Source organism: Flagellimonas sp. (assembly GCF_965233845.1).
In the GTDB taxonomy this organism is placed as follows: Bacteria; Bacteroidota; Bacteroidia; order Flavobacteriales; family Flavobacteriaceae; genus Flagellimonas.
Genome location: NZ_OZ247584.1, coordinates 194175 through 209056, shown reverse-complemented (window position 1 = coordinate 209056; position 14882 = coordinate 194175). Strand labels below are relative to the sequence as shown.

The 14882-nt window shown below is 42.6% G+C and carries 10 protein-coding genes and 1 tRNA gene; 4 read left to right on the top strand and 7 right to left on the bottom strand.

Annotated elements, in window-relative coordinates:
• Positions 1-59 precede the first annotated feature (59 nt).
• From ACO6S0_RS00970 to ACO6S0_RS00960, 3 genes are read right to left on the bottom strand one after another with little or no spacing between them, the layout of a single operon-like run.
• Positions 60-1850 carry a RagB/SusD family nutrient uptake outer membrane protein gene (locus ACO6S0_RS00970; RefSeq protein WP_422350184.1) on the bottom strand — a complete coding sequence of 597 codons (1791 nt, stop codon included), beginning with the start codon at positions 1848-1850 and terminating at the stop codon, positions 60-62.
• A 30-nt stretch (positions 1851-1880) separates the two neighbouring features.
• On the bottom strand, positions 1881-5102 hold the full coding sequence (locus ACO6S0_RS00965) for a SusC/RagA family TonB-linked outer membrane protein (RefSeq protein ID WP_422350183.1): 3222 nt from the start codon (positions 5100-5102) through the stop codon (positions 1881-1883).
• 36 nt (positions 5103-5138) lie between these two features.
• Positions 5139-6386: an alkaline phosphatase family protein gene (locus ACO6S0_RS00960; protein ID WP_422350182.1), complete on the bottom strand. Its 1248-nt coding sequence runs from the start codon at positions 6384-6386 to the stop codon at positions 5139-5141.
• Positions 6387-6656: 270 nt separating this feature from the next.
• Between ACO6S0_RS00960 and ACO6S0_RS00955 the strand changes: the two genes are divergently transcribed.
• Together ACO6S0_RS00955 and ACO6S0_RS00950 are read left to right on the top strand one after the other, a co-directional pair.
• Positions 6657-7259: a TetR family transcriptional regulator gene (locus tag ACO6S0_RS00955; protein ID WP_422350181.1), complete on the top strand. Its 603-nt coding sequence runs from the start codon at positions 6657-6659 to the stop codon at positions 7257-7259.
• Positions 7259-7498, top strand: a complete 240-nt coding sequence (locus ACO6S0_RS00950) for a CBU_0592 family membrane protein (protein WP_422350180.1) — start codon at positions 7259-7261, stop codon at positions 7496-7498. Before ACO6S0_RS00955 ends, ACO6S0_RS00950 begins: the two co-directional genes overlap by 1 nt.
• A 173-nt stretch (positions 7499-7671) precedes the next feature.
• Here ACO6S0_RS00950 and ACO6S0_RS00945 read toward each other — a convergent pair.
• Positions 7672-7743, bottom strand: a tRNA-Gln gene (locus tag ACO6S0_RS00945).
• Positions 7744-7949: 206 nt separating this feature from the next.
• On the opposite strand from ACO6S0_RS00945, the gene ACO6S0_RS00940 reads away from it, so the two are divergent.
• Positions 7950-11279 (top strand): DUF2723 domain-containing protein, encoded by a 3330-nt coding sequence (locus ACO6S0_RS00940; protein WP_422350179.1) that lies wholly within the window; start codon positions 7950-7952, stop codon positions 11277-11279.
• Positions 11280-11303: 24 nt separating this feature from the next.
• Here ACO6S0_RS00940 and ACO6S0_RS00935 read toward each other — a convergent pair whose 3' ends face one another.
• From ACO6S0_RS00935 to ACO6S0_RS00925, 3 genes are all read right to left on the bottom strand, one after another.
• On the bottom strand, positions 11304-11600 hold the full coding sequence (locus ACO6S0_RS00935) for a thioredoxin family protein (protein ID WP_036382448.1): 297 nt from the start codon (positions 11598-11600) through the stop codon (positions 11304-11306).
• An 89-nt stretch (positions 11601-11689) separates the two neighbouring features.
• The gene (locus ACO6S0_RS00930; RefSeq protein ID WP_422350178.1) at positions 11690-12925 is read right to left on the bottom strand and encodes a metallophosphoesterase; all 1236 of its coding nucleotides are present in this window, start codon (positions 12923-12925) and stop codon (positions 11690-11692) included.
• Between the two features lie 55 nt (positions 12926-12980).
• Entirely contained in the window at positions 12981-13703 is a 723-nt protein-coding gene (locus ACO6S0_RS00925; RefSeq protein ID WP_422350177.1) for a copper homeostasis protein CutC, read from the bottom strand.
• Positions 13704-13812: 109 nt separating this feature from the next.
• On the opposite strand from ACO6S0_RS00925, the gene ACO6S0_RS00920 reads away from it, so the two are divergent.
• A complete protein-coding gene (locus ACO6S0_RS00920) occupies positions 13813-14805 on the top strand; it encodes an isoaspartyl peptidase/L-asparaginase family protein (RefSeq protein WP_422350176.1) in 993 nt (330 codons plus the stop codon).
• The last annotated feature ends 77 nt before the right edge of the window (positions 14806-14882 follow it).

Below are 14882 nucleotides of genomic sequence, written 5' to 3'. Positions count from 1 at the left end.
TGCGCCTTCATCATACATAACTAACTCAAACTATACCTATGAAATCAACTTTACAAAATCTATTCCCATCCAAAAACCTGTTCCAAACTGGGATTCAGCGTAACTTCTGAGGCAGAAATAGGCCTGTAATAATGTTTTGGCTCTTCAAAAGTTCCGCGCTCTGGGGTAGCAATAACATTACCACTTGTACCATTGGTAAGATAGACATCAACGTCATCACCAACGTTCCCAGCGCGATAATATATCAAGGTAACTCCTAACCCATTGGTTTCCCTATTATCAGGTTCGGGAACTGTTTCCGTGGCATCAATTAAGATGATATCATCTTCTCCGTCACCCGTTAGATCATATCTTCCAAGGCCAGGAAAGTACATCCCGACAGGTTCCTTTTCCATCAACTTCCCTCCTTTCCAACGGGTAAGGTCGTCCAACCTTCTTCCTTCTTGGGCAAATTCCACTCTTCTTTCACGTCTTATCTCCAACAATACGGGGTCGTTAACACCAGGATATCTACCAGCCTGTATTGGGTCTGGGGCAATTCCCATGGACAAGTTTGGCATTCCTACCCTATTTCTCAAATGGTTTATGGTAAGATCCAAAACATTTTGTGACAGGGTTCCCAATTCAGCTTGGGCCTCGGCATAATTCAACAATACTTCGGCATAGCGAAGGATGGGGGCATCAACTTCATTTCTGTAATCCTGATCCACACTGTTCAAAAACCCTTTTATTTGATGGTACCCTGTAAAGTTTTTGTTAAGCTGCTGTACATAATTGCTAACCCCAGCGGAGTAGTTGGTCACATTAATCAGTTCCCAACCGGGAAAGGAAAATGTCTGGCTCAATCTTGGATCTCTATCTGTAAATTCTTCCACAAAGGTCATGGTATCAGCATTTGCTTGATCGCTGAAATAGGTGCCATCTGCCATCAGGTAACTTTCCACCAAATCTTTAGTGGGAGACATTTCATAGTTTCCAAAGACGGTTACGCTAAACCCACTGTTTTTAACATTGGCCACTGCAATGTTGGAGAAAATCACCTCAGAGTTTGAGCCTAAATCCTCACTGATAAACAAACTATAGTAATCCGTAGCGGGATTACCGGTATTGTGGACGGCGAACACGCCACTGTCCATAATTTGTTTTGCATAACTCGAGGCAAGTTCTAAATAGGCATTGGCGGAACCCTGTAGATTAAGTTCATCATGATATTTTCTGAACGTACCTTCAAACAGTGCATTTCTGCTGGCGTAGGCCAAAACAACCCATTTATTAACTGCCCCGGTAGGTTGACTTTCAAAAACATTATCAATGGCAAATTGGTAATCCTCGAAAATCTTGCTTACCACAACTTCCCTCGGGTCACTTGGTTTGTATAAATCTTCCGAATCCGTGGTCAAGACCTTATCATACCATGGAACATTGGAGTAGCGTTTAATTTTTTCCATGTAAAATTGCGCCCGGAAAAAACGGGCTACACCGTTGTAATGGTTTCTTACATCCTCTGTAACACTGGCCTTCCCTGAATTTTCCAAAAACAAATTGATATCCCGGAGTTGTCCCCAGTCCCATCCAGATGTTATAGTGGATGAATTGGCTTCGGTAGTCATGATCAATTTTATTTCCCTGCTCCCGGTAGTGGCAGCATTATCAGTAGCTTCATCATCAAAATAAATACCGAAGCCAGGGAAATTGTACAGCCCATTGATGTAGATGGACAGGTCTTCTTCCGTATTGAAAAAATTGTCCACCGCTATCTCCGTTTCAGGTAGGCGCTCCAGAAAATCATCATTGCACGATGACACCCATATCAGCACCATGGTTAAACCTAAGTTGAAAATCTTTTTCATTATTGTTTCTGTTAGTCGTTATTTTTTGAATTAAAAGTTAACATTGATTCCCAAGGAATACTTCCTCTGGTAGGGATACTGATACCCACTGGTTTCACCTCTTCCCGGGCTATAACCGGGATCTATCCGTTCGGTGACATCAGAAACGGCTTCTGGGTCAAAGAAATCTGCAATCTCAGACCATTCAAACAGATTATCCCCACTGAAGTAAACTCTCAAGCTCGTGATTCCCGTCTTTTTCATAAATTTTGATGGAATGGTATATCCAAAAGTGATATTTTTTAGTCTGAGGTACGAGCCATCCAACAGATAGGCCGTTTGTGGAATAGCCAATCCTTGCGCTTGATCTATTCGCTCTCCTAAGTTTCTATCCGCCAACCATGCCTGCAAAATGGGATATGTTGAATCGGTATTGGCGCTTGCCAATCCTGCATTGATATACGACTGGGAATGATTCCCATTGTCATCGGCTGGTCTATAAAAATCCTGCAAGTGCACGTAGCCTCCTGAGTAAGGTTGCTGGTAGAAGCCCCAGTATAGGTAATCCCGTGGATAGTAGTCTCTTTTGGCAACCCCTTGCAAGAACACCCCTAGATCAAAGTTGTTCCAATTAAAATCCAAGTTCAATCCAAAACGTAACCTCGGCAACATATTCCCTATGACTCTTAAGTCTTTGGAATCATCAGCTGTCAAACCCTTTTCAATAACTTGGTTTCCATCCATATCGACGTACTTTGGCCATCCCTCAACAATATCCAACGCTCCCCACGGAATAACACTGGTCTGGTCCAAGGCATCAATCTCGGCCTGGTTCCTGAAAAATCCATTGGAGGTAAGTCCCCAAATCTCCCCGATTTCCATTCCTTCATAATATTGCAACAGGCTGTTATTGGGGTTGTCAAAACGTGTTATGGTGGATTTACTGTCACTCAAATTGAACCTGGCTCCAAAATTGAAAGGTTTGTTCGGATCACCAAAGCTGTCTCTATAGGTCAGAGCCAACTCCCAACCTTTTGTTCTCAGGTCTCCGGCATTCTCTTTGGGCTCACTTGCCCCCAAAACCCCGGGCAAATCTTTTCCAAGGGTTAGCATTCCTTTGGTATCCCTAACAAAATAATCGAAGGTGGCATTGAACTTGTTATTGAACAAGCCCAAATCAATACCAATGTTTTTAGACACCACTTCCTCCCAGGTATAATTATTTGAAACAAGGGCCGGAGAAGTTATTTGTAGCGGCAATTCCCCATCAACAATATAGTTGCCCAAACTTGAGCTCATGGAAGGTATATAGTCAAATGGCCCCACATCCTGATTTCCCAAAGAGCCGTAGGACGCCCGAAGCTTTAACAAACTTACTGCAGGATGAAGACTTTCCATGAAACCCTCCTTAGTTATGTTCCACGCCCCAGAAACGGATGGGAAAAATCCGAAACGCTTGTCTTGCGGAAACTTTGACGAACCGTCATACCGACCGTTGAACTCCAAGATATATCTGTCTTTATAGATATAATTGGCCCTATAAAACACACCTCGTAACGCCCATGAACGTATATATTGATTGCCAAAAAGTGTTCCTGTTGCCAATTGCAATGTGGGGAGGGAGGACGATATAACGCCTTCTCTTTTCAAGTCGGTGTAGTCATAACGGTACTCTTCTTGGTTGTATCCCCCGAGAATCGTCAATGCGTGGTCTCCAAAGGTCTTTTTAAGCGTGGCATATATGTTCAAAACCTGATACTGTTTATCCCCTAGATCTTTCCAGACTTCATTTACACCTTCCTCCCGAACGTCGTCCGGACCGTAACCTATATTGTATTTGGAGTAAAATGCGTCGTAATTTTCATTTTCTTTTTGAAAAGTGTATTCCCCGTTAACCTTTAAAAAATCTCTGACCAACCAAGCCTCCGCATTAAAGGTTGTCTGAAAAGTGTTTATTCGGTCTACTTCCTCTCCTCCGTCGGTCAACCGTGCGCCCATTCGCCCAACACCGGTATTGGCCCAGCTACCGTCAGGATTTTTATCCCAGTCGGTTGGAGCAAAATTGTAAAGTGTTTGAATATTGAAATAGGATGGGTTTTTACGCTTGGAAATCAAATAAGAGGTATTGTTCCCAAGAGTAAGCCAATCGGTAAGTTTTGCATTTACCTTGGTTCTGATCCCGGTCCGGGTAAAAAAGTCATCCGCTATTTTTAAAGATCCATTGTGCTTATTGTGCGAAGCGGACATATAATAGTTCACTTTTTCGGAGCCACCTGTAAAGCTTAGGTTGTGGTTTTGCGAAAAGGTGTTGTTGGACAAGAAATAGTTTTCCCAGTTCCTATTCCCCATATATTCCCAAAAACCAGGATTGTTAACGCTTTCCCTTACCCCTACCGTACCGTGGGGGTCATCGCTTCGTTCACGTGCCCAAATAAGCCTTTCGGCAGAAGTTCCTACTCCTGTCCATGGTGTATTGTCCTCCGCCAACTTTTGAAGTGCCAAATAAATATAGGGGTCTGCGGTCTTATTCGGGACAACCGTTGGGGTTCCTACCGTTGCATAGGTATTATAATTGATATTCATTTTTTCACTGTTTCCGGTCTTGGTGGTTATGAGCAAAACCCCAAATGCGGCCCTTGCCCCATAGATTGCAGCCGAAGAGGCATCTTTTAAAACCGAAATGTTCTGGATATCCTCTGGTGCTATTAGATTCAACAGGGAAACATCAGATGGAACACCGTCAATAATAATAAGTGGGTCTCCACCATTGATAGAGGTAAAACCACGAATATTCACTACAGGGTTTGCTCCAGGTTCACCACTGTTGAAATCAATGTTCAAACCTGGCGAAATACCCTGTAAACCTTGCGTGACATTGTTTATGGGCCTAGTATCCAAATCCTTGATGGAAACATTGCTGACCGCCCCTGACAAGTTTACCTTTTTTTCTGTGCCAAATCCAACCACAACGACCTCATCCAGTCCCTGCACATCTTCTTGAAGTACAACATGGATAGTATCTGAAGCACCAACAGTCACAGTTTTTTCCAAAAATCCTAGGTAAGAAAAAATCAATGCCTGCCCTTCCTCAGCATTGATAAGGTAATTGCCGTCGAAATCCGTTACAGTTCCCACAGTGGTTCCCTTTATGATAACGGTAACACCGGCCAAGGGAACATCGGACTCATCTGCGACCTTCCCCGTAATTTCCCTTTGCGCTTGAACAAGGGAAACCATGGCCAAAAACAGTATTAGAAGTAAATTGTTTTTCATTCTCATCGAATTATGATTGTTTTAGTTTTGGTTTGGTTATTTTTCTGTAATCCAGAAATTCAGCAACGTATTGGGTGTTTCCAATACCAGTTTACCGAAGTCCTTGGGGATTTTTTTTAGCGGAATGCTTATCTGTTCACTTTCTGTGGACACAGTAGCCAATAGTTTGTAGTTGTCGGTGCCGCCAGAATTGAATTGATTGCTGGGACTCACATATAACTTTCCTTTGGTTTTTGAGAGGTTCTTCCAGGTAACCTGAAGATGTCGCTTCTGTTTTTTGGCCTTCAACGCAACTACATCGACAGGACGTATGAGTGACACCCCATCCAATTCCCTCTTGATATCAACAGGAACATCGATGTCCATAAAATCCAGTATGGTGGGAAGGATATCAACAATAGCCGGGGTATGGTTTTTAAAATAGGAGTTGGTATTTTTTTCATTCATGACAATCCATGTGCTACGCTCCCTTTCCGTTTGACCTCCATGGTGCCTTCCATCCTTGGCGCTCCTTCCGTGGTCTGTGGTTACCACCAAAAGCCAATCCTCGTTATACATTTTTTCCCTTTTTTTTACAGCGTTCCATATCTTGCCCACCAACTTATCTTCAAACTGCACGGCCGCATTGAATCTTTTGCTATCTCCAAAGCCGTGACCCATATCATCTGAAAACTCCAAGTAAACCCAAGAAATGTCAGGTGCTTTTTCAAAAATGGTCTCGGCAGCATGGTCAGCCACAGAGTAATCAATGAGTTTCATAAAGTTTCTTCTCTTGTCGTGGGGAAAGTTTATGGTATCGTGCTCCAAACCATCAAAAGCATAGTCAACTTTAATGGCCCCAGTCTCTTTCAAACCTTCTCCAACCAATTTGGTCCGGTTATCCAACCAAGAAGAGAAAACACCTATGGTGCCATTTGGGTATTGATCTTTAAAAAGCTTAAAAATTGTTGGGTAGTTATAGTTGGGAGCTTTAATACTATTGCCCCAAACATTATGTTTATTGGCCCAAGTGCCGGTAAGAAGACTATTGTAGCCTACGGCAGAGATGGTTGGGGTTTCTGAATATGTTCCTGCAATTCCGCCAACATAGGCATCAGAGTATGCGCCGAGAGCTCCGATAGCATCCAAGTATGGAGTTTTTGCGGTTTTTAGTTGATCAGCAGAAATACCGTCTACAATTATGAACACTACTTTCTTTGCAGTAGAGTCCGAAGCTTTAAGTTGTACCCAGCCTACACTGTGAATCAAAAGGCTGACCATAAAAAGTACATAAGATCTTTTCATAATTATTTGGTGGCTTTTTAGTGATTTTTAAAAACAGGTCAAAGGAATATAAATTGAACAACCACTCAATTAATAAATATTTAATTCATTGTTACTATATTGTAAAATAAATTGAATGGTCGTTCAATATTATTAAAAAACAATTAATGGACAAAGTTTTATGCAAAATAAATTGAATGACCATTCAATTTAAATATCACAAAAAAGAAGTATCATTGTCGATCATTTAAGAGGGAATACCTTCAGAATTTTGTAGCAAGAAAAACCAGTATGGGAAGAAAAAAACTAGGACCAACCCGAAGATTGGAAATCGTTGAAGCCTTTTATGAGGTGGCCAAAGAAACCGGTCTTGAAAATGCTTCCATTGCCAAAGTCGCCGATTTTATGGGTATAAGCAATGGCTTGGTCATGCACTACTTTAACACAAAGGACGAGTTGTTGATCGGACTCAATGAATACATTCTGGAACAGCACTTAAATGTAATGACGACAAACAACAGTGGTGTGATCGAGACACGTAAGGATTTGGAAAATCTGATCAAAAGCCTTTTCTCCAGAAAATGGAACCAGTATTTTGATGATGGGGTTTTTTACAACTGTTATGCCCTTATCTATAGGAACACAACTTTCAACGACAGTTTTAAACAATATCTGCTTAAACTACACGGTGTACTGAAGGAAAAGTTGCAACAAGCCCATACCAACCAAGTCATCAGAAACACAAATATCAATGAACTGACGGAAATCATTTTTGCTCTGATAGACGGCTCATATTACTACTTGGGACTATTCAATCAAAATGATAGGATACATAAAAAACAACAGAAAATCTATATTGACCATTGTCTAAGTCTCTTTAAGTATCCAGATTAATGAATGTCTTTTTTGAATCCCTGGGTTGGGTAGGCACCTTTTGCTTTTTATGGTCGTATTATATGCTGATCAGCAAAAAATGGCGTTCGGACCAACCTATTTACCATTGGTTCAATATTGCAGGAAGTATCCTGTTCGTAATCAACGGTACCCACCATTCCGCTTGGGCGGTTGTTTTCATCAATTTGGCTTGGGGCATGATAGCGTGCTACGGATTGATTAAATTCTTCAGAAACTAAAAACTGGGGAGGGGAATTTTCATTCAGTACTTTAAGAGCTGGTGGAGGACCATCCGGCTAAGAAGGGTTTCGTTTCCCATATTAGCAGTTCCATAGGGCCCAACTGATCCGTTCGCCAATATAATCCCATAAAAAATAAAACCTCCTTATTTTGAAAATAAGGAGGTTTTCTGTTGGCCTACAAGGACTCGAACCTTGAACGACTGAACCAAAATCAGCTGTGTTACCAATTACACCATAGGCCAGTACCATTCTCAACCTCACTTGAAAAACCAATTACAAGATTTGGTATTTGAGCGTGCAAATTTATAACAAACTTTTGTTTCGGCAAATAATTTCACAAGAATCCGAAGGATTTTTCCAGAGTGGCCCATGTTAAAGCTTTTCCAAAATTCGCCAGACGTCTCTACTATATTTACTAAATTCGCCCCAACTGGTTAAGACCATCTTTATGTTTGCAGCAAACTTCAGAAAATGGGATACCATCCTAGGGTGGGTTTCCTTCGCCATAGCTTTTATTGTTTACGCCCTTACCATAGAACCCACCGGGAGTTTTTGGGATGCCGGTGAATACATTACCACCTCTGCCAAACTTCAAGTAGGGCATCCGCCAGGTGCGCCTCTATTGCAAATGATAGGTGCCTTTTTTGCCATGTTTGCCTTTGGCGACCCCTCCAAGATTGCCCTTATGGTGAATGCCGTATCCGTGGTGTCCAGTGCATTTGCGGTTCTGTTCACGTTTTGGACCATTACCAACCTGACCCGTAAACTGATTGTAAAGAAGAAGGGCCTTAGCAACAGCAAGGCCATTGCTGTTTTTGGAAGTGGACTTGTGGGTGCCTTGACCTTTACTTTTTCAGATAGTTTTTGGTTTAACGCGGTGGAGACCGAAGTATATGCCATGGCCAGTCTGATCATGGCCCTTTTGTTGTGGCTTGGACTTAAATGGGTGGATAACCTTGACGAACCAAGAGGTCATCGATGGTTATTGCTCATTTGCTTTGTGATCGGTCTTACCTTCGGAATCCAATTCATGGGCTTTTTGGCCATTCCATCCATAGGTTTATTGTTCTATTTCAAGAGATATAAAGAAACCAACATCAAGAATTTTCTGTTGGCCAACATATCGGTGATTGCCGTGTTGATGTTGGTCTACAAATTTTCCCTTACATACGTACTAAAACTCTTTGGATGGAGCGAAGTATTTTTCATCAATAGTATTGGGTTGCCATTCAACTCTGGAACCATTATTATGGGATTGCTTTTTGTGGCCGCCTTTTATTTTGCGCTTCGCTATACACGGAAAAATGATTTTCGCACAGGAAACCTCATTGTGCTGTGTTTGATGTTCCTGATTCTAGGATTTTCATCTTGGTTAATGTTGCCTATTCGTGCCAATGCCAAGACCGTGGTCAACGAAAATGACCCTTCCGATGCCCGTTCTCTTTTGGCGTACTATAACCGTGAACAGTATCCCGGGGTTGAGAGTCCATTTTACGGAGCCTATTACTCAGACACCTTTGCGCCTGCCGGGGAGGACAAGGATGACCGCCCAAAATATGAAAAGGATGAAACCTTGGGCAAATATGTGATTGTCAACAATTATAAAGGGGCCATGCAAGGGCCCAATGAAAAGCATGTGGGTCTTTTGCCCAGACTTTGGAGCGATCAGCATGCTGAAAATTACATGCGATATTTTGGCGTTCTTGATTTTAGGATTAAATCAGAATACATTTCTCGAAATGACCTAAGGGAGGCTGTTTCGCAATTTAAAGCTGCCTATGATCGGGGAGAACTGGATGCTGAGCAATATGTCAGGTTCCTTCGTGAGTTTGGAGAGTATATTGAAGTGGAGCCTCCTACTTTGGGGCAAAATATTCAGTACATGATCGAATTCCAGTTTGGCTATATGTACATGCGCTATTTTATGTGGAATTTTGCAGGTAGACAAAACGATGTCCAAGGGCGTTATGACGAAAACGGGAATTGGTTGAGCGGCATTGGTTTTATTGACAGCCTAAGATTGGGCAGTCAGGATAATTTACCTAGTGATTGGAAAAACAACAAAGCCCGAAATACGTATTTCTTCCTGCCCCTTCTTCTGGGGATTATAGGACTGGTCTTCCAGATTTCCAAAAACCCGAAACAGTTTTGGGTCCTGTTTGTCTTTTTCATGTTTACGGGTATAGCCATTCAATTCTACACCAATCCGTACATTTTTCAGCCCAGGGAACGGGATTATTCCTTAGTAGGATCGTTCTACGTCTTTAGCATGTGGGTAGGTATGGGCGTCTATGGCCTGTTTGATGAATTCAGAAAGCTCATTTCAGCCAAAATTGCCGCACCGGCACTAACCACCATATGCCTGCTGTCGGTCCCATTCTTGATGGCATTTCAAAACTGGGATGATCACGACCGTTCCAATCGCTATACAGCCAATTCCACGGCCAAAGCCTATTTGGATTCTTGTCAGGAAGATGCAGGCGCCATTCTCTTTACCATTGGGGACAATGATACCTTCCCATTGTGGTATGCACAAGAAATTGAAGGCCATAGAACTGACGTACGTATTGTAAACACCAGTTTGTTCGCCACCGATTGGTATATAGACCAAATGAAACGAAAAGCTTATGAAAGTGAGCCCATTCCTTCGCAGCTAACCCATGATAAATACCGATATGGTTCAAGGGATGCTGTCTATTATCAAGCTATTACCGATAGCAGATGGGACATCAAGGATTTTGTGAACTGGATTGACAGCGACAAGCCGCAGAACAAATACCGCTATCTATTGGAAAAACAGGGTGTGGATATCAGCGAGATTCCAGAAGGTACACTCAATGTCATCTACTATCCCACCAACAAAATCCGTATTCCCGTCAACAAGCAAAATGTATTGGAGAGCGGATTGGTTAAGCCAGAGGATGCCGACCAGATATTGGACTATATTGATATTGATTTGCCGCAAGGGGCTTTGCCCAAAAACCGCATCCTAATGTTGGATTTGATTGCCAACAATGATTGGAAACGACCTATTTACTTTTCAGGGGGAAGTTTTGATAGAGCGGAATACATCTGGATGAAAGACTATCTTCAGTTGGATGGTTTGGTCTATAAATTAGTTCCCATCAAGACAAAAAATGAAAGCTCTTTTGAAATGGGTAGAATTGACTCCGACCTTATGTACAACATTGTCAAAAAATGGGATTGGGGAAATTCTGGGGACACTGAAATCTATCATGACCCGCAAACCCGTTCCCAAGGACTGTCTTTTAGAAGCAATCTGGCGCGTTTAATGGAGAAATTATTGGAAGAGGGAAAAGTCGATAAAGCCAAAGACATCATTGATATTGCCATTACCAATATGCCCGTGGAAGAGTTTGGGTTTTACGCCTTTGTAGAACCTTATGTGGATGGGTATTACAAGGTAGGTGAAACAGAAAAGGCTCATGCTCTTTTTGAAAAACTTAAAAAGGTGTATCAAGAGCGCTTGGAATACTATTCCGCAGTACCGCTGGATGAGCAATACGACAGAATTGATGATATTTTAGCGGACATGCAGGCTTACCGAAGAAACATCGACATCCTAATTGAAAACCAAGACCGTGAGAAAGCCGAATCGGAAACCATAATATTCAATGAATACATTGACAAGTTCTCTCAGTTTGTGGGGGATGATGAGGAAATGTTTGAAGAACCGGTACCTGATCCAGATATGGGAGATTCCATTCCGTTGGACACTATTGAAGCAGTTCAGGACTCTGCGGAAATCTTGGAATAAAAAAGCGAGGTTAAACCTTGCGCTTTAAATATATTCATTTAAAATCCCAATCAGGGTATTGGCATCTTGCTCTCCACTCTGCCGCCATACCATCTCACCCTTTTTGTAAATCATAAGGGTAGGTAAACCTTTGATTCGAAGTGCCTGCGACAACTCCTTGTTTTTATCAACATCAATCTTAATCACTTTTCCCTTATCACCTAAAGCCGCAGCAACATCACGCAGCACAGGGTGCATAGAAGTGGATTGTTCGTTCCATTCCGCATAAAAGTCCAATAATACTGGTACTTTTAAATCGATAAGTTCGCCGAATTTTGACATGTATTATCTGGGTTTACCAACCAAAAGTAAGAAAATTTGTTAAAATCCTGTATAGGCCCTTATATAACCGAGAAAAGACAACGTTAATTTCACGTTAAACCTTTCTTTTTTAAGGTAATCACAGTAATCTCCGGCCAGATACCCACACGCCCCGGATAACCAATAAATCCAAACCCTCGGTTCACGTTAATAAATTGGTTGAGCTCTTCATACACCCCAGCCCAATATTTGTAACGCCATTTTACCGGACTCCATTTTACCCAGCCCGGAATCTCAACCCCAAACTGCATTCCGTGCGTATGCCCACTAAGGGTCAAATGAAAATGGTAATCGTCATGAATCACCACATCTTCCCAATGCGAGGGGTCATGGCTCATCAAAATTTTAAAGTCATCCTTGGACACACCGGCCTTAGCTTTTTCCAAATCACCTGCTTTTTTAAATCCGCCCCTACCCCAGTTCTCAACACCAAGAAGAGCAATGCGTTGGCCATCCTTTTCCAAATAGCGATGCGTATCCAAAAGCAGGTCAAAGCCCATCTCTTTTTGAAGGTCCTTTAAATCCTGAAGATTTTGGGCCTTGGCCTCATCCGAAGGCCATTCCGTATAATCCCCATAATCATGGTTCCCCAAAATGGAATACTTGCCGTCCTTTGCCTCCAATGTCGAAAAAAGGTCTGCCCAGGGTTCCATCTCCACCGCCTTATCGTTGACCATGTCCCCTGTAAAAAGAATCACATCACTTTGTTGCTTATTGATCAGATCAATACCATAGGCCACCTTGTTTCGGTTATCAAAACTTCCGCTATGCACATCGGAGATTTGTGTTATCCGATAGCCATCAAAGGCATCTGGCAAATCGTCAAATTCCATTTCATAGGTAAGCACCTTATAATTGTATTTCCCCCTATACATTCCATAGAGCAAAGCGCCAAATGGCAAGGCTGCAATTCCCAGTCCAATCGCGCTTATAAACTTTCTTCGGGATGGAAAAAACTTGGTCTGCAGTTCTGTCAACCCCGCAATTTTGTTATATCCAAAGACAAAGAGTCGCACCACATCCTCCAACAAGAGGACGATTCCCAAAACGAGACCCAGCATCAGAAACGAAAAGAAAATTCCACCTGCCGTGGCTATCTGACCACGAACCCCATCGCCTGGGGTGTAATTGAGCACTCGTATGATAAAATTGAGCAAGGCCGCTAAAAACAGTCCCCCATACAGCATTTGAATCCAAGTACTTTTAAAAAGGGTCTTAAAACCTTGAAAACCATAAATGGCCAGTACTATATAAACAATGGATAAAATGATTAAAAACCTGGGCATGCAAACTTTTTTATAAAGATATTTCTTTCCTTAACGAACAATCGGCTTTTTGCGTTTATTTAACGCGCCGTACAATTTGACGAACGGTTTCCAAATTTGTTACGGCCACCTGATCTTCCCGAAGATGGGTATTGGAATTCATTGAAATTTTACTCTCCAACGCAATGGTGTTTCCAAAAGAGGTTCCGGACAAATGAATGGCCGTTAGACCCGCAGACTTAAATTGCTCCGCATTCCCCAATTTGATACCACCGCCCGCCATAACTTTTACTCCCTTGGAAATGGAATTCAGCTCCTTTAAAAGTTCCAACCCTATTTCTGAAGAGGTTTCTTGACCTGAAGTCAGTAAACAATCCACTCCCATTGCTTCCAATTGCTTGAAGGTTTTTTGAGGGTCAGGCACCCAATCAAAGGCGCGGTGAAATGTGAATCGCATAGGTCTTGCCACATTGATCAATTCCCGGGTGCGATCAACATCCAGTCCAAAATCCGGATGCAAAACCCCAGAAACAATACCTTCCACACCCAAGTCCTTACAAACTTCTATATCCTGCTTCATGGTCCTGAATTCCGCATCGGTATAGGTAAAATGACCTCCACGGGGTCTTATAAGCACGTGCACCGGGATTTTCAAGGCCTTTTTTACCAATGTGATAAGTCCAGCGGAAGGGGTGATTCCCCCTACCCCCAACTCGGAGCAAAGTTCAATTCTATCTGCCCCAGCTTCTTGGGCATTCAGTGCAGATTCCAGCGAATTGGCGCAAACTTCTACCAGCATATTCCTATATTTATAAACTCAAAATAACAACAAAAATATTGACTTCCGATGCTGCAAAATTCGGAACGGGAAAAGCATCAGGAACAAACCATCCAAACCTTAACGATCCATGCAAAGAAGAAAGTTTCTTAAAAAATCTGGCTTGACCACGGCGGGATTATTGTCCACCCCTGTTTTGGCCTCCTGTAAAACCGAAACCACAAAAGCACCCGCTTTGCCCCAAACCAACGCTGTAAAACCCATAGTTATTTGTACCTGGAACTTTCAAAATGCCTCTGCAAAGGCTTGGGAAGTATTGAGCAATTCCGGCAGCTCTCTTGATGCCGTAGAAGCCGGAGTAATGGTGGAAGAGGCAGATACCAGTAATCAAACCGTAGGCGTAGGGGGAAGACCTGATCGTGAAGGCCGAGTTACCTTGGATGCCTGTATTATGGACAAAGATGCCAATTGCGGCGCGGTCTTGTGCATGGAAAACATTGCCCACCCTATTTCGGTGGCCAGAAAGGTCATGGAGGAAACACCCCATGTAATGTTGGCTGGATTAGGTGCCGAACTTTTTGCCTACGAACAGGGTTTTGAAAAGACGAACCTACTCACCGAGCAATCCAAAAAAGAATGGGAGGAATGGAAAAAAACTTCCAAGTATGAGACCATTATCAATATTGAAAACCACGATACTATTGGAATGTTGGCCATTGATGAAAATGGGGACATTGCCGGGGCCTGCACCACGAGCGGAATGGGCTACAAAATGGCCGGCCGTGTAGGGGACTCCCCTATTATTGGTGCTGGTTTATTTGTGGACAATGAAGTTGGAGGAGCCACAGCAACTGGAGTTGGGGAAGAAGTAGTCCGAACGGTAGGCAGTTTTCTGATCGTGGAACTCATGCGTCAAGGAAAATCGCCCCAAGAAGCTTGCGAAGAAGGGGTTAAGCGGATCATGAAAAAAAATGAAGGCCGAAAGGATTTCCAGATTGGCTTTATAGCGGTGAACAAAAAGGGGGAAACAGGGGGTTACTGTGTACATCCTGGATTCACCTATCGGGAATATTCCGAAAAAGGACACGAAAACAAAACGGTGGAAAGTTTTTATCAAGGTTAGACAGGAGATGTTGGACCGCTTCGCTTCTGGATACAAGAGTTCTTGGCTCTTGTTTCTTGATTTCAACTTCTTTTTCT